The following is a 15,758-nucleotide window of genomic DNA, read 5'->3' on the forward strand; positions in this document are numbered from 1 at the left end:
GGTGTTAAAAATGTAGAATTTTTCCTATTTAGATTAACAACAATTTTTGCCTAAACACAACAATTGCGAATGATCCGTTTAATTGATGTAGTACTAGGTGTTTAAACAAAAAAAAACCTTGATAAAAATGTATCAAGGTTTTTTAGTTTCAGTCGGGGTGGCAGGATTCGAACCTGCGACCTCCTCGTCCCAAACGAGGCGCGATGACCGGGCTACGCTACACCCCGAAAATGATTACTCATTTAAGGACTGCAAAGATAGAATAATATTTATATATTGTAGTGACTTTTTATCATTTAATTTACTAAAATATGAAACTATATTTTTTTTGTATAATTCTATTGTTTACCGGCTCATTATCAGTGTTTTCTCAAAATAAAGAGTATGAAGTTGTTGTGTCAGAATTAAATAATCCATGGGGATATACATTTCTTCCTGATAATTCTATGTTAATAACAGAAAAAGAAGGAAAATTGATTCATTTTAAAAATGGAATAAAAACTGAAATTGGCGGAGTTCCAGAAATTTATCTTCGTGGTCAAGGTGGTTTTATGGATATTGAATTGCATCCTAATTACAATGTAAATGGGTGGCTTTATTTTACATTTGCTTCCTCTGAAGGAAAGGGAAGTGGAGGTAATACTACTTTAATGAGAGCAAGGTTAAAAGAGACACAATTAATAAATCAAGAAGTGTTGTATAAAGCAAGTCCGAATTCTACTAAAGGACAGCATTTTGGTTCAAGAATAGCTTTTGATGCAGAAAATCATGTTTATTTTAGTATTGGTGATAGAGGAAATAGAGATGAAAATCCTCAAGATATTACCAAAGATTGTGGTAAAATTTACAGATTAAATGATGATGGTTCCATACCAAAAGACAACCCTTTTATCAACAAGAAAAACGCAAAAAAAGCAATTTATAGTTATGGACATAGAAATCCGCAAGGCATGGAAATAAATCCATTTACCAGTGAAATTTGGTCTCATGAACACGGTCCACAAGGTGGCGATGAAATAAATATTATTGCAAAAGGAAAAAATTACGGATGGCCAAAAGCAAGTTTTGGAATTAACTATAGTGGAACAAAATTTACAGATAAAACGTTTATTTTAGGAATGGAAAACCCTATTCATCATTGGACACCTTCAATTGCGCCAAGCGGAATGGCTTTTATTTCTAGCGATAAATATGGTAAATGGAAAGGTAATTTATTGGTAGGTTCTTTAAAGTTTCAATATGTAAGTAGATGTATTTTAAAAGGAAATACCGTTTTTAAAGAAGAAAAACTATTGAAAGATATTGGTAGAGTTCGTTCAATAGAGCAAGGTTTAGATGGTTTTATATATGTAGGAGTAGAAAATTTAGGGATTGTACGTTTGCTTCCGCAATAATTTTTTGCTTTTAAAATATCTTTTTTTGCATTTGTATTTAATTGCTTAAATTGGTAGTGTTAACAACTAAATTTCCTGCTATGAAATATTTAGTCACTTTTCTTTTACTTTTTATATCAATTATATCTTTTGGACAAGAAAGTATGGTTAGTGATGATTTATCTGAGAAAGATTCTTTAAAATATTTAGAGTTAAAACAAAAATTCACAAAACATATAAATATTAATCCGGATAGTTCTTTATTTTATAATTCGAAAATTAAAATTTTCAGCGAAAAAAGAAATTACAAAACAGGAATTGTTGAAGCTCCGTATTTTAAAGCCTTCTATTTTAGGAGAATTCAAAAACTAGATTCAGCTGTTTTTTATTTTTCGGAAGCATCAAAGCTCGCTGAAAAATACAAATATCTTAAGGGTATTGCTTTGGCCGAAAATGGATTGTGTCGTGTTTATTATTTTTTAGGGCAAAGTGATAGTGCCATTAATGCTTGTAAAAAATGTTTAGATGTAGCATATAAAATTAATAATTTAACTATTATTACAGATACTTATACAGCTTTAGGGAATACTCATAGTAGGCAAAATAATTTCAAAAAAGCTATTCACTATTTTTTAAAGGCAGATTCTATTCATAATAAATCTCCACAACGTCCAGATGTTATTGCAGCTACGTATCAAAGTTTGGGAACTATTTATGAAGATCTTAAGGATTATGACAAGTCAATAGAATATTTTAAAAAAGCAAATGAAGAATTTAAAAAAATTCCGGCAGATGTTACTTTTTATCTAAATACTACAGACTTACATTTAGGATCTATATATTATTACAAGGGAGATTTAAAAAAGGCAGATAGTTTATTACAGAAAACATATACGTATTTTAAGAAAATAAATGAAAAAAGTTCTGTAGCTCAAATTAGTACTTTTATAGGGCTTATTCATTTAAAGAAAGGCGAAATTCAAGAGGCTGAAAAATTCTTAAAAGAAGGTTTTCAATTACAAAAAGATAAGAATTACAGCTACGAAACAGCTATTGCTGTATTAGAACTTGGTAAACTGTATGTTAAAAAGAAAGAACCTAAAAAAGCTGTTTATTATCTGAATGAGCTATTGGTAAATTATAATGAAGAAGACAATGCATTATTACAACAGAAAACTTTAAAAAGTCTTGCAGAAGCACACGCTCTTACTAAAGATTATGGTAAAGCTTATGAGGCATTACAGCAAACGTATGAATTAAAAGATTCGTTAAACGCTGTTCAAGGTGTAGCTTTAATAAGAGAAATTGAAGCAAAATATCAAACAGAAAAAAAAGAACAGGAAATTATCTTGTTAAAATCTAAGAACGAATTAGTTGAACAACAAAAAACAAACCAAAGAAATCAATTAATAGCGGTAACTTGTTTGGCCTCAATTGTATGTGTATTCTTTTTCTTTTTATATCGTACTCGTCAAAAAACAACAAAAAAGCTACAAGAATTAGATAAAGCAAAATCTATTTTTTTCGCCAATATTTCACATGAATTTCGAACTCCATTAACCATGATTTCTGGTCCTTTACAAAGCCAACTGCAAAAAGATAATTTAAGTAAAGACGATAAATCTAGCTTTCAAATGATGTATAGAAACTCTACAAGATTACTTTCTTTGGTAGATCAATTACTTCATATTTCTAAAATTAAAGCAGGCAATTTGCAATTAAAAGTATGTAAGAACAATATCATTCCTTTTGTGGGTACGTTAGCAGATGCATTTACATTTAAAGCGCATCAAAAAGGAATAAATTATATGGTTTATAATAACTTTACCAAAACAGCTACTTATTTTGATGCTGATGTTGTGGAGAAAATAGTGGTAAATTTACTCTCTAATGCTATAAAATATACTCCAGAAAATGGTGCTATTATTTGCAACTCTACTGTAAAAGATAATAAACTACATTTTACAGTTAAAAATACTGGCCAAGGATTGTCTGATAAAGAAATGGTAGCCATTTTTGAACGTTTTTATCAAATTAATGAAAATAAACAAGGTGTTGGTATAGGTTTGGCATTGGTAAAAGAATTGGTAGCCCTACATAAAGGTTCAATTACCGTTAAAAGCACACCAAATGAATGGACAACTTTTACAGTTATACTTCCGGTGAATTTTGATAGTTTTAAGGAGAGTGAAATTATAGAAAAAAGTTCTAACCAAATAATAAATACCAATGCTGATATAGATTATTTGGGTTATGAAGAACATGGTTATTTAATTATTGAAAAGGACAAAAAAGTAAATGATGAAATTCCTATTCTTTTAATTGTTGATGATAATGCAGATGTTAGAACGTATTTAAGAAATATTTTTAAAGATAAATACACTATTCAGGTTGCTAAAGATGGGCAAGAAGGTATTAACTTGGCTATAGAACAAATACCAGATGTTATCATAAGTGATAACCTGATGCCTGTTAAAAATGGAATTGAGCTTTGTAATACCTTAAAAAATGATGAGCGAACTAGCCATATTCCTATTATATTATTAACAGCAAAAGCTGGTGAAGAGAGCAAAATTGAAGGCGTAAAAACAGGTGCAGATGCTTATATAACAAAGCCTTTTAATGAAGAGTTCTTAAAAACAAGAGTAGAAAAATTAGTAGAAAGCAGAAAAAAACTACAACTGCGTTACAGTCAAGAAGTAATTTTAAGACCTAAAGACATTGCCATAACATCTGTTGATGAACAATTTTTAACTCGTATGCAAAAAGCATTAGATACTAAGTTAGTAGAATCTTCCTTTTCAATTGAAGAGTTTAGTAATGCAGTTGGTATGAGTCGTATGCAATTGCATAGAAAATTAAAAGCACTAACAGGTTTGTCTGCCTCAAAATTTATACGTTCTCAACGTTTAAAACTGGCAGCTCAATTATTAAAGAAATCTGATATTAATGTTTCACAAGTAGGTTATAGTGTTGGTTTTAATGACCACGCCTATTTTAGTAAATGTTTTAAAAAGGTGTATCATTGTTCGCCATCAGATTATGTAAAATCTTCACAAAATAACCAGTAACCTTTCAAACCCTTTTCTAAGGGTTTTTTCTTGTCTAATATTAAAGGGTTTTCCCCTTTTTAACCATGTTACAATACTTATAATTTTTGTTACAATGGTTATAACTGCTTGTATATATAACATTTAGTTTTACTACAGTATTAAAATTAACGCTGGTGTGTTTTTAAATGAATACTAAAAATGAAGAAAAACGATTACGAAGGTAAACTGCAAAAAGTAAGATCAACCAGTATCTATTTAAATGTAGATAATTTAAAGAAAGGAAATTATATTTTAAAAATCATCAATAAAAACAACGTAATAAAAAAAATAGAATTTAATAAAAAATAACAAACTTATGAAAACAATAAAATTAATAGTAACAATTATAACGCTACTATTTGTTACTCAAGGACAAGCACAATTTTGGAAAAAAATTGTAAAAAAAGCTGAAAAAGTTGCAGAAGAAGTGGTAGAACGAAAAGTAGAAGAAAAAGCTGCCAAAGAAACGGAGAAAGGATTTGATTCCGTTTTTAATAATCAAGGAAATTTATTTAAAAGAAAAAAAGTAAAAGTAGCAGAAAACTACACATTTACACATCAATATGTAATGGAGATTACTAGTGATAAAAATACCACTGATATTACCTATTATTTAACAAATGAAAATGAATATATGGGCAGTTCATTTACAGCAGGTAAGGATCAAAAATTTATTACCGTTATGGATTTACCAAATTCAGCAATACATACTTTTATGGACTTAGGAGGTCATAAAACCATGAACTCTTTAAAAATTGATTTGGAAGATGTTGGTAATATGCAAACAAATACTTCTGACTTTACTATTGTAGCTACTGGCCAAACAAAGGAAATTATTGGCTATCAATGCGAAGAGTTTCAAGTAACAGGACCTCAATTATCTGGTAAGGTTTGGGTAACTAACCAAGCAGATATCTCATTTCAAAAAGCATTTACACAATTAAAATCAAAGAAAATGAAATTAACCAAAGGCATGGATCAATCATGGGTTAGTATGGTAGATGGCTTAACCCTTGAAATGAACATGATAGATTATTCAAGAAAAAAGAATAAATCTGTAAAAATGATTTGTACCTCATTAAGTAAAAGTGATTTCAGTATAAATACCTCTCAGTATCAAAAATAACTATAAACACTAAAAATAGAAAAGATGAAAAATTTAATAAACGCTTGTATGGTAATGCTAATGGTTTCATCAAGCATATATGGGCAATGCACAGATATTAGTACAAAAGAAATAGCACAATATTTAAATAAAAAAATAAAACCAAGGCTAGATATTAAACTAGATAGAACCGATGGGTTTTTAGCCATCAATGGAACAAGACAAAATCTTGGTCTTGAGGACTTAAAAATTAGTCCTATTAGTAGAGAATGGACCTACTTTTTTCAAGATGTAAGACGTATTGATAGTAATTTTTGGTACGATTCTAAAACAAACAAATTTATTTTAGATGTTAAGTTTGAAAGTAATGGTATTGAGTTAAAAGGTAGATGTGAAGGCTGCATATTAAATAGGTCTAAAGATGATCGTGCACCTGATGCAGATTGGAGAAACCCACAAATATTGCGTATTAAATTAAACCCTATAGTTTTTCAACGTTCAATTTCATTTGAAGTTCAAGAAGTAGAAATGCTTGGTAAATTGCACGTAAGAGGTTTAGGAAATTATATGGCAAAATTTACTAGAAGTATAAATAGAATTGTAAGAACAGAATTAATAAGAGTTTTTACAACAGACGTAACCAAGCGTTTATTTAATGATGCTATGCGTCCTTTATTAAAATCTAAAAACACAGTTTCTGCTAATAGTGTTTCGTTGGCATCAACAACATTAAGGGTTTGTAACTAATTAGAAACCTAATAATTCTAAAAACCAATCTCATGAAAAAAATAGCAACACTAATATTACTGGTCTTTTTTGTAACATCTTGTAAAAAAGAGAGTAAAGAATCTAAAGTAGAAAATAAAACAATTGAAGTTTCAAAAAAGACGATAACCACAAAAGTGAAATCTGATAAACCCACCTCTTACTTATGTAAAATAAATGGTAAAGAATGGGCATACACTAAAGCTTCTGGTATTATAGATAAAAATAGAAAAACAGGAATGCGAACTGCAATAGTAACTTTCAAGAAAAAACTAGAAAAAGGAAGTGAAAGTATCCAGTTGTATTACAACGCAGATAGTTTTGAATTGGTTGCTGTTTCATTGCAATTAAAATTCAAGAAAAAAGATGGAAAGCTAGCTACCTGTTATTACAATTTAAAACCTGAAACCAAAAAGTTCAGTCCTGAAAGTAAAATGACGGGTAAAATAGACCTGTCAAATCAAAGCAAAGCTGCTGGATTTGCTGAAATTACCAAGATTAAAATATTTCATGAGTCATTGTTGTGTCCTGAAAATGAAACGATTAGTGTAGTAGATTTAAAATTTACAGATATAGGGTACTCAGATCTTGATAAGGTTTTTAAATCTTTAAAATAATAACCATTACTAAAATATCATCATTATGAAACCAAATATACTACGTTATACCGTTTTAATTTTTATCATTTGTTATAATGCTAATTTATTTGCTCAACCATTTACTTTAGATAAAAATATTAAGCCCATAAAATTAGAACTTACGGAACACCCAAAATATAAAGGTGCAAAATATTTAGAAGGTAGTTTATTATTAAAACAAAAATCTGTAAACTATCACTACGTAAAAGGACATGATATTTTTCAATTTGTAGATATTTTCATTTTTGCCAATGATACCAGAGCAAATTTAAAAGCAGATATTGTGTACAACACTTGGGGCAATATAGAAGAAACACAAAAAACAGCCACTTCTAAAAATGGAGTTATCAATTTTAAAGTGAGAAGCTATCAAGATATTGGTTTTACTGTAACGTCAGAAGAATCCAACAACATACCTTATACAGTGATAGTAAATGCTAGTCCTGAAGGAAAGAATTATTTGGGTTCTCCTTTTACCAAAGCTACGGAAAAAAATATGAAATCAGATTCTGGTTCTGGAAAATCCAAAGTAGTTTCAACATCTAATAGTAATATTTGGATATATATCATTATTGGTGTGCTTTTATTACTTGTAGGCTTACTGGTAGGTAAGTTAATGGGACGAAAAAAAACAATGCTTTTTATTTTTCTACCAATTTTTTTCGTTTTTAATCTAGAGAGTTATGGTCAAACAGAAACCGAAATTGTAAACCAGGAGGCGGTAGATGGGCTGCATGAAGCCCGAATTGGGCAAATTAATGGCAGTATAGATAGAATAAACGAAGCTTTTGAAACCGAAAAGGCGTTAGAAGACTTTTATACCCAATATAGAAATCTAGGTTCTTGTTTAGGGTCAGGGTCGCCACCAGGGCAACCAAGAATTCCTTCATTCTGTGATGGAGAAGAAAGTGCTTGTGCGGATTGTTTTGCATCTGCCCGTGCTGAATTTAATAGATGCCGATATAACTTAGAAAAACTTCAAACAATCTATAATTGCTCTAAAGCATATACTGATGCGGCCGTTGCGTTAGGTGATAATGTGTCTGGTTATCATGGTGTTGTAGGTATTGTTTGGCAATCTCAAAAAAGAGGGATTATGAGGAGTATTGCAGAAGTTGAAAAGGCGTATGATAAAAAACGTGTTGAAATGTTACATTCTTTTCACGAAAGTTTAATGGATTTAAATGATTGTGAGAACGCTCATGGTATGGAAGATTGGTATGATAGGTTTGGAGTGATGTTCTATAATTTTGTTGAAATGAGGTATCATCGATAAATATAAAAACAATGAAAAAAATAATTCTTCTTTTAATACCACTAATGTTTGTGTTTTTTTCTTGTGTAAAAAACGTAAAGAAAACTCAAACTTTAAAAAATGATAAAGAAATAGTATCAGAAACTAAACGAGAACAAAAAGATACTTTTATAAATGCAAATGTTAAGCAGGAATCGAATCCTCAATTAAACGATTTGTTTAAAACGAGTAAAGATTTGTTAGAACCTGCTGATACTAAAAAAACAGATGTAACTCAATTTGATACCTCAACTATCTTAGACTTATTAGCAGCAAGCGGAGTTTCTAGAGAAGAAATGGAAAAACTTATTAAAGACCCAGAGAAGCTTAAACGTTTAGCACAACAAGCAATAAAAGGTAGAGAACAAGCGAAACAAGACGAGCCAGTATTAAACGGGAAGTTGTCTAAAGCACAATTAATTTCAAAAGATACACCTACAGGAATTTCTTTAGAAGAAGCCATTTTAATGGTGCAAGCAGAATCTGGACCAGAAGCAACTATGGCAAAGTTAAAAAAGATAGATTCATTGGCAGGTACTAATATAATGCAACAGCTAAATTTATCTGAAGCAAAACAGGTGTTAACAGATTTAGAACGCAAGAATGAAGTAAAAGTAAGCCCTAAAGAAGAGCAAATAATAAAAGATCTAAGAGCTAAATCTGGTCAGATGCATAGCGAAAAGGAAGCCAAAGAGCTTTTAGCTGAATTAGAGAAAACTGAAAAAGACATTAGTTCAGGAAAAATAAAGGTTAGCCCTAGGTTTAAGAATACAATAAAGCATCAAAAAAACACTGTTACAATTTTTCACAATGCAATTGTTAGAAAATCGAGTGTAGCTAAAAGTAAATTTCGACAATTAAATCCAGACTTGTATTTTGGTGATGATGTTGGCCAAACTTATATTGGAATGAAAGCAACTGCCGTGTATTTGCCTTTGGGAGAATTATCTTTTGCTGATGAGGTGGTTTCTGTACAGCATCCGCAGTTAATGATTAATGAAGTGAAAAATGTGATTGGAATACCCGATAAAATTGAAACTTTTGATAATGTCACTGGTATTTATAGCCTAGGACTTGGCGGGGAATTAACAGTCCGTTTTATTGATAATGCCTTAACAAATGTAAATGGACCTGATTTATACATTTTTGAAATAGGACAAATAGAACCTACAGATTTAGAAATATCTAAAGATGGTATAAATTGGATAAAAGTAGGTAAGATAGATGGTGGAGTTGCTGAAGTAGATATTGCTGAATTTGTAAAACAAGGCGAGTTATTTTATTATGTACGTCTTAAAGACTTAAAAAAAGAGAGCGCATTACCAGGTGCAGATGTAGATGCTATTGCTGCCATTGGTGCCGCTATGCGATTAAATTTAGATAGCAAACTGCTTTTTGATACAGGTAAATCAGAATTAAAACCTGCAGGAAAAGAAGCATTGAAAAAATTGGCAAAAAGTATAGAAATTCTTAAAAAAGGAAATGTCATTGTAGAAGGTCATACAGATGATGTTGGAAGTGATAATACCAATCAAAAACTATCGTTGGCAAGAGCTAAAAGTGTTTCTGAAGCGTTAAAAAAAATAATTCCTTCGCAAAAGTTTACCTGGCAAGAAAAAGGACTGGGAGATACAAAGCCATTGGTAGAAAATAATTCAGATTTAAATAGGTCTAAAAACAGAAGAGTTGAAATTTTGGTATTACCAAATTAAATAGGGTTATAAAAATTTAATAATAAAAACTAAATGAATTCAATAAAATAAGGTTTGAATAGTAATAACAGAAAAAAAAATATCATGAAAAACATAATTATAAGTGCCGTTCTGGTTTTAATAACGATAACAAATAGTGAAGCTCAGATAAAAAAAACTAAAATATCGGTTAGGCAAAATGCAGTCCAAAAAGATAAAATAACACAAGGATTAAAGATTAACAAACTTAGTAATTTAAATTCTCTAGGAGATTTTAGTAAGTTAAAAATTCCTATACAACAAAATACAAAAGAGCTGCTGAATAAAAAACCAACTCGGACATGGTCTATTAACCCAAGAAAAATAAATGATGGAAGTTTGAAACTTATCCAGTTCAATGGAGTAACGAAACAATCTTCTTGGACGTATGGAGGATCTTATGATGAAAATTTAGATAGAGTTCTTGAAAGTTTTAATAGTGGTAGAATTAGACATAGAGGACAAAGTCATATATGGCCTATTCAAGTTCAATTTAGAGTTAGTGGTGGTATTGAATACCGTGTAAAGCTTAAGGATTTGGTTCTGCCAGAAACGATAAATAATAAATACATCTATGTTACTAGAAGGCACAAAAGTGGATGGTATATTTCACGTATAAATATGAATGAGTCTGGTGAGTTCAATTATATTTTTAAAGAACCAAATTCTGGTGATATAGAGCTGCATTTTACTGCGATACCAGAATTGAGAGAAAGTCATGCAAGCTCTTCACGTGTGAATAGCAATGTTTGGAATTGGGTATCTATTTCTGAAATTCAAATAGATAGAATTGATTAAAATGAGGAAATAAAAGATACAATAAGAAAATAGGAAAAATAGAAAATCAATATTTATGACTTTACCGTATTCGATCTAGAAATAAAAATAGGTTTCAATAAAATTTGGTTTGAGTAAGTCCTAATTAAAAACAAATATTATGAAAAATTTCATTACAATAATTTTTGCAATAGCTTTTATAGCTACCACAGATGCACAAATTTCGAAATCAAATATAGGTTCAAAATCTATAACTGTAAAAAGTGAGCAAGTTAATCTAGGTGTAAAATTGCTTAATATAAACCAAATAAAAAGTACCGATTTAAAAAAATTAAAAATACCAACAGCTTCAATTTCAAGTGCCCAAAGAAATGCTAAAACACTTAATTCTTGGAAAATTATACCTTTAAAACCAAAGTATAGTTCGCTAGAATTGGTAAGACATAATGGAGAATATTCTCCACAAGGGTGGACGTTAAATCCTGAACCTATATTTGAAGGTACTGATTTTAAAGGTTACAATATTTCTACTACCCAAGTAAAGTTTAGGGTTACTAATGGAGAGCGTTATAACATAATTATTAAACTAAAAGATGTAAGTAATAACTGGTATGAAGGAAAATCTATATTAGCTGCAGCTCTTAATAATACTTTTTCAAAGTATCCAATAGATGCAGTAAATAAAGAGCTAGTTATTCCTTTTACAGCAAATAATTCTGGAAATAAAATAATACACATTGGTAATGTTGTTTTTAATGATCAATTATTTAGCTATACCATTAAAAGTATACAGATTAGTAAAATTCAATATTAGTGGTTTATTTTTCCATTGTTAAAACTTATAAACAAAAGGCTTTAAAAGGATTAAAAAATAATATTTTTGTTGTCTATTAATCATAGAAACAAAAAAATGTCAGATACAATAGAAAAAATTAAATGTTTAATTATAGGTTCTGGTCCAGCGGGTTATACAGCGGCAATTTATGCAGCCAGAGCAGATATGAAACCTATAATGTATACAGGAATGCAAATGGGCGGACAATTAACAACTACAACCGAGGTTGATAATTTTCCAGGATATGCTCAAGGTACAGACGGAACAGCAATGATGGAGGATTTAAAGATACAAGCTGAGCGTTTTGGTACTGAAGTGCGTTTTGGATTGGTTACAAAAGTAGATTTAAGTAAAGAAGTTGGCGGAATTCATAAAGTTATTGTGGATGAAACCAAAGAAATAGAAGCAGAAACTATCATTATTTCTACCGGAGCAACTGCCAAATATTTAGGAATAGAAAGTGAACAACGTTTAATTGGTGGAGGTGTTTCTGCCTGTGCAACTTGTGATGGGTTTTTCTATAAAGGGCAAGATGTAGTGGTTGTTGGAGCAGGAGATACTGCAGCCGAAGAAGCTACTTATTTATCAAATATTTGTAGTAAAGTAACTATTTTGGTGCGTAAAGATTTTATGAGAGCTTCTAAAGCAATGCAACATAGAGTAAATAAAACTAAAAATATTGAAGTATTATACAATACAGAAATTGATGAGGTTTTAGGAGCAAATGTTGTTGAAGGTGTTAGAGCAATCAATAATCAAACAAAAGAAACTACAGAAATTCCGGTAACAGGTGTTTTTATTGCCATTGGTCACAAACCAAATTCAGATTTATTTAAAGGTGTTTTAGATATGGATGAAACAGGGTATTTAATTACCAAAGGAAAATCTACAAAAACAAATTTACCTGGAGTTTTTGCTGCTGGTGATATTCAAGATAAAGAATACAGACAAGCGGTAACAGCTGCTGGTACTGGTTGTATGGCTGCTTTAGATGCAGAACGTTATTTAGGAGCGTTAGAATAACATAAATTATATTTCAAACAAAACTCCTCATTTTATATAAAATGAGGAGTTTTTATAACTACTTTTTCTTCCATTAATCTTTAGAATAATTTAAAAATCACTTTTTAACTTCTTCTTTGTCTTGTTACTTTTTCTGTTTTACTTTCTACTTTTCTTGGGGTAGCTTTTCTAGTGATTGTTGTTGCTGGTTTTCTAGTAGAAGTTCTATTATTTTTATTTTCTATAGTTGTTTTTCTAGTAGAAGATTTCCTAGTAGAGTTTACAGTAGCAGGTTTTCTATACGTTGTAGTACCTCTAGTTATTGTTTTTTTTCCATTAGACCTAGTTGTACTTGAATTTCTATTAGAATTATTGTTATTTCTTTTTTCTACTACTACTTTTCTATTGATTTTACTAGAAGCGGGTTTTCTATATGTATTATTGCTTTTTCTATGTGTAATTGTTTTTCCAGTTCTTATAGAAGCGGGTTTTCTTCTTTTTAAAATAGTACTACGTTTTCCTATTTTCGCATTTGGTTTTGCTCTGTAATAATAAAAATTAGTGTCTTCTCTTATTTGGGAATAATTTCTACTAAAATCGCTTCCATAAAAATAAACATCATTATAACTATGTACAGTACCAATATTTAAGTTGACTCTAATGCCATTGTAAACATGAAAATTGTCTTTTACATAACCGTAAAATTGTGGATATCCGCCTCTATCATATTGCACTCTTAGATTGCCTACATTGGTTAATCTTCCTCTATAGTAACTGATAAAAACATTTCCAATTTTACTAACATTTCCTCTGTAGTCATAATTTACAAATACATTGCCAATTCTGTTTATTCGTCCTCTATAATCTCTTTGTATAGAAACATTATTTACACTTCTACGGTTGCCGTTGTAATCATAATAGGTGTCGTTATAGTGAGTATCAAAGTCAAATTCTCCGTTGGTGAAAACAAAAAATTCTACACCTCTTTCAACAAAATTTACAGAATTATCGTAAGAATAATTAACCCAACTGTTGTTTAATAATTCAGTGCCATTTTTGGCTGTAGCTGTAGAAACCATCATTAACATTCCTACTACTAATAATATACCTTTTTTCATAATATATGTTTTTAAGGGTTTTGCTTACTCTATGTGCTTTTCGGCTTCCGCATTGTTGTCATAATTTCAAAGAACGTGCCAAAAAAGAATCATTTGGTTGTATTTAAATATGTAAACAGCTGTAGAATTGTATAAGTTAATGATAGTTAGATTGTTAATAAAAATTAAAAAGAGTTTTAAAAAAACAGAAAGAACTCGTAAATTGTAAAAAATTTTACGACCAAAAAGAAGAATAGCCTGTTATGATAAAAACGATTGAAAAAAATTTGCAGAGAGGAATAAGATTATTAGAAGCTATTTCTGATGAACAATACGCCAATAAAACAATACCTCCTTATTTCTCTAGTATTGGTTGTAATATGAGGCATGTGTTAGATGCTTTTAACTCTATTTTTAACGGATTAGAATCTGGAGAAATAGATTTTACCGCCAGAAAACGAAATACAGTTTGCGAGAAAACAACCCAAGATGGTATTCTTTATTTTAACAATATTATATCTAAGTTGCAAACAATAGATACTTCTAATTTTAGTACTATGGTTTTGGTAAAAGATGATTTAGGCTCGGGTATTATAACTATTAATTATACTTTAGAAAGTGTGTTAGCCTATGCACATTCTCATGCAATTCATCATTTTGCTAGCATTGGTTTTATTATACATCAACTGGGTATAGAATTGCCAGATGCAGATTTTGGGAACAATCCAACTACGCCTAAAAAGCAATTGACTAATTTAATTTCTTAATTTTTTTTGTATACGCTCTTAACTCAAACATTTCAGAAATAAATTGTTTAGCACTTTTATACGGAACATTAAAGTTTTTGTGGTTGGTTGTAGCAATTTCATAAAGTGTTTTCCAGTGAATTCTAATTGCTTTTAAAGCTTTAAAATAAGAAGAATTTTCGGCGTCATAAATATGTGTAGGTTCAGAAATAATGCCATTAATTTCTAAGATTTTAAAATGAACATCATTTTCTAATTCTTCAAAAGAATTATATTTTACATCTATTCTACCATAATACCAACCCGGAATTGCATTGCTTAATGTATCTAAAGTCTCTTCTAATTTTTTAGAGATAAGATGATTTCCAGAAATAAATTGTGTGCCTTTAGAGTGGTTTCCTATAACAGAAAGTGTGATAATTTCTTTGTTTTTAGGAATATTATTTAATGTATTCTGATGAATTTCAGACAATATATCTATGTATAATTTTGCTCTAGTATCCTTTACAATTAAATCTTTTATACTAGATGTTCCATCACCTAAAACCGTTAAAAATTTTTTTAAAGTGATCGATGTTATTTTTCCCTTTTGTTGATTTGGATTTCTAACATAAAAAACACCACATTCATTTTTAAAATCTAAAAATTCTTGAATAATAATATCAATTGGGTAGTTTGTTAAATAGGCAATCAATTCGTTTTCAGAAGAAAGTTTTTCTACCAACAAGCCTCTAAAACCAATATCTGGTTTCGCTATTAAAGGATACGAAATATTATTTTTTTTAAGTTGATAAAGTGTGTTTGTAATTTGTGTGTCTTTAGCGTGTAAAACTGTTTTAGGCTTGTACTTTTCTGGAATTAATAGTATGGTATTGTATTTACTTTCGGTACCATTTCCGCTACTTTTAATTGCCGGGTTTGCAGCACTAAAAAATGCTAAATGTTTAGCTTTTAAAGCCAAATACATAGCATACGGAATGTTAGGAATATAAAACAAAGACGATGGCCAGTATTCCCAATTTAAAGTTTTATGTAAGCTTTTGTATCTCAATATATTTTATTTGGTAAAAAGTGCGTTTAAAAGTGTTTGAAAAGTTTTAAAAGCAAAATAGATTGTAAAAAGAATGAGGAGTCCTCCAACAAAAATTAAAGCATAAGCAGCGTAGATTTTTGGGGCTTCGGTAAATTTTTTCAAAGCTTTAAATCCCATGGTTAACGTTATGGGCGCAGCAATAAAAAACAAAACTAATATACCTAAATACTTTAATCCTTTGCCTAATATTTTAACATCTGTACTCATGTTT

At 29.8% G+C, this 15,758-nt stretch carries 15 protein-coding genes and 1 tRNA gene; 12 read left to right on the top strand and 4 right to left on the bottom strand.

Features of this window, described 5'->3' with window-relative positions:
- Window positions 1-152: 152 nt before the first annotated feature.
- A tRNA-Pro gene (locus ACSHW5_RS07685) sits at window positions 153-227 on the bottom strand.
- Between the two features lie 84 nt (window positions 228-311).
- Between ACSHW5_RS07685 and ACSHW5_RS07690 the strand changes: the two genes are divergently transcribed.
- The 11 genes from ACSHW5_RS07690 (at window position 312) to trxB (ending at window position 12,632) form a co-directional block, all read left to right on the top strand.
- Window positions 312-1,394, top strand: a complete 1,083-nt coding sequence (locus ACSHW5_RS07690) for a PQQ-dependent sugar dehydrogenase (RefSeq protein ID WP_435675535.1) — start codon at window positions 312-314, stop codon at window positions 1,392-1,394.
- An 80-nt stretch (window positions 1,395-1,474) separates the two neighbouring features.
- A complete protein-coding gene (locus ACSHW5_RS07695; protein ID WP_435675536.1) occupies window positions 1,475-4,444 on the top strand; it encodes a hybrid sensor histidine kinase/response regulator transcription factor in 2,970 nt (989 codons plus the stop codon).
- Between the two features lie 180 nt (window positions 4,445-4,624).
- Window positions 4,625-4,774: a hypothetical protein gene (locus tag ACSHW5_RS07700; RefSeq protein ID WP_435675537.1), complete on the top strand. Its 150-nt coding sequence runs from the start codon at window positions 4,625-4,627 to the stop codon at window positions 4,772-4,774.
- A gap of 7 nt (window positions 4,775-4,781) precedes the next feature.
- Window positions 4,782-5,591, top strand: a complete 810-nt coding sequence (locus ACSHW5_RS07705; RefSeq protein ID WP_435675538.1) for a DUF4412 domain-containing protein — start codon at window positions 4,782-4,784, stop codon at window positions 5,589-5,591.
- A 24-nt stretch (window positions 5,592-5,615) separates the two neighbouring features.
- Window positions 5,616-6,317 carry a hypothetical protein gene (locus ACSHW5_RS07710; RefSeq protein WP_435675539.1) on the top strand — a complete coding sequence of 234 codons (702 nt, stop codon included), beginning with the start codon at window positions 5,616-5,618 and terminating at the stop codon, window positions 6,315-6,317.
- A gap of 32 nt (window positions 6,318-6,349) precedes the next feature.
- Entirely contained in the window at window positions 6,350-6,952 is a 603-nt protein-coding gene (locus ACSHW5_RS07715; RefSeq protein WP_435675540.1) for a hypothetical protein, read from the top strand.
- Window positions 6,953-6,977: 25 nt separating this feature from the next.
- On the top strand, window positions 6,978-8,249 hold the full coding sequence (locus tag ACSHW5_RS07720) for a hypothetical protein (RefSeq protein ID WP_435675541.1): 1,272 nt from the start codon (window positions 6,978-6,980) through the stop codon (window positions 8,247-8,249).
- An 11-nt stretch (window positions 8,250-8,260) separates the two neighbouring features.
- Window positions 8,261-9,979 (top strand): OmpA family protein, encoded by a 1,719-nt coding sequence (locus ACSHW5_RS07725; protein WP_435675542.1) that lies wholly within the window; start codon window positions 8,261-8,263, stop codon window positions 9,977-9,979.
- A gap of 84 nt (window positions 9,980-10,063) precedes the next feature.
- Window positions 10,064-10,795: a hypothetical protein gene (locus ACSHW5_RS07730; protein ID WP_435675543.1), complete on the top strand. Its 732-nt coding sequence runs from the start codon at window positions 10,064-10,066 to the stop codon at window positions 10,793-10,795.
- A gap of 139 nt (window positions 10,796-10,934) precedes the next feature.
- Entirely contained in the window at window positions 10,935-11,588 is a 654-nt protein-coding gene (locus ACSHW5_RS07735; protein WP_435675544.1) for a hypothetical protein, read from the top strand.
- Between the two features lie 96 nt (window positions 11,589-11,684).
- Entirely contained in the window at window positions 11,685-12,632 is a 948-nt protein-coding gene (trxB, locus tag ACSHW5_RS07740) for a thioredoxin-disulfide reductase (RefSeq protein ID WP_435675545.1), read from the top strand.
- 104 nt (window positions 12,633-12,736) lie between these two features.
- Here the strand turns inward: trxB and ACSHW5_RS07745 are convergent, their stop codons facing one another.
- The gene (locus ACSHW5_RS07745; protein WP_435675546.1) at window positions 12,737-13,729 is read right to left on the bottom strand and encodes a hypothetical protein; all 993 of its coding nucleotides are present in this window, start codon (window positions 13,727-13,729) and stop codon (window positions 12,737-12,739) included.
- Window positions 13,730-13,971: 242 nt separating this feature from the next.
- Between ACSHW5_RS07745 and ACSHW5_RS07750 the strand changes: the two genes are divergently transcribed.
- Window positions 13,972-14,475, top strand: coding sequence for a DinB family protein (locus ACSHW5_RS07750; RefSeq protein WP_435675547.1), 504 nt, complete (start codon window positions 13,972-13,974; stop codon window positions 14,473-14,475).
- Here the strand turns inward: ACSHW5_RS07750 and ACSHW5_RS07755 are convergent.
- Window positions 14,459-15,505 (bottom strand): D-alanine--D-alanine ligase, encoded by a 1,047-nt coding sequence (locus ACSHW5_RS07755; RefSeq protein ID WP_435675548.1) that lies wholly within the window; start codon window positions 15,503-15,505, stop codon window positions 14,459-14,461. The two genes, ACSHW5_RS07750 and ACSHW5_RS07755, sit on opposite strands and share 17 nt — an antisense overlap.
- A gap of 6 nt (window positions 15,506-15,511) precedes the next feature.
- On the bottom strand, window positions 15,512-15,754 hold the full coding sequence (locus tag ACSHW5_RS07760) for a DUF6095 family protein (protein ID WP_435675549.1): 243 nt from the start codon (window positions 15,752-15,754) through the stop codon (window positions 15,512-15,514).
- Window positions 15,755-15,758: the final 4 nt, after the last annotated feature.

This window comes from Polaribacter sp., from assembly GCF_051251875.1.
GTDB lineage: Bacteria > Bacteroidota > Bacteroidia > Flavobacteriales > Flavobacteriaceae > Polaribacter.

Excerpts from the sequence above, each read along its gene's own strand:
- ACSHW5_RS07725 (WP_435675542.1), top strand. The coding sequence starts at position 8,261 with ATGAAAAAAATAATTCTTCTTTTAATACCACTAATGTTTGTGTTTTTT.
- ACSHW5_RS07760 (WP_435675549.1), bottom strand. The coding sequence starts at position 15,754 with ATGAGTACAGATGTTAAAATATTAGGCAAAGGATTAAAGTATTTAGGT.
- ACSHW5_RS07720 (WP_435675541.1), top strand. The coding sequence starts at position 6,978 with ATGAAACCAAATATACTACGTTATACCGTTTTAATTTTTATCATTTGT.
- ACSHW5_RS07745 (WP_435675546.1), bottom strand. The coding sequence starts at position 13,729 with ATGAAAAAAGGTATATTATTAGTAGTAGGAATGTTAATGATGGTTTCT.
- ACSHW5_RS07700 (WP_435675537.1), top strand. The coding sequence starts at position 4,625 with ATGAAGAAAAACGATTACGAAGGTAAACTGCAAAAAGTAAGATCAACC.
- ACSHW5_RS07730 (WP_435675543.1), top strand. The coding sequence starts at position 10,064 with ATGAAAAACATAATTATAAGTGCCGTTCTGGTTTTAATAACGATAACA.
- ACSHW5_RS07690 (WP_435675535.1), top strand. The coding sequence starts at position 312 with ATGAAACTATATTTTTTTTGTATAATTCTATTGTTTACCGGCTCATTA.
- trxB (WP_435675545.1), top strand. The coding sequence starts at position 11,685 with ATGTCAGATACAATAGAAAAAATTAAATGTTTAATTATAGGTTCTGGT.
- ACSHW5_RS07705 (WP_435675538.1), top strand. The coding sequence starts at position 4,782 with ATGAAAACAATAAAATTAATAGTAACAATTATAACGCTACTATTTGTT.
- ACSHW5_RS07695 (WP_435675536.1), top strand. The coding sequence starts at position 1,475 with ATGAAATATTTAGTCACTTTTCTTTTACTTTTTATATCAATTATATCT.
- ACSHW5_RS07710 (WP_435675539.1), top strand. The coding sequence starts at position 5,616 with ATGAAAAATTTAATAAACGCTTGTATGGTAATGCTAATGGTTTCATCA.
- ACSHW5_RS07715 (WP_435675540.1), top strand. The coding sequence starts at position 6,350 with ATGAAAAAAATAGCAACACTAATATTACTGGTCTTTTTTGTAACATCT.
- ACSHW5_RS07735 (WP_435675544.1), top strand. The coding sequence starts at position 10,935 with ATGAAAAATTTCATTACAATAATTTTTGCAATAGCTTTTATAGCTACC.
- ACSHW5_RS07750 (WP_435675547.1), top strand. The coding sequence starts at position 13,972 with ATGATAAAAACGATTGAAAAAAATTTGCAGAGAGGAATAAGATTATTA.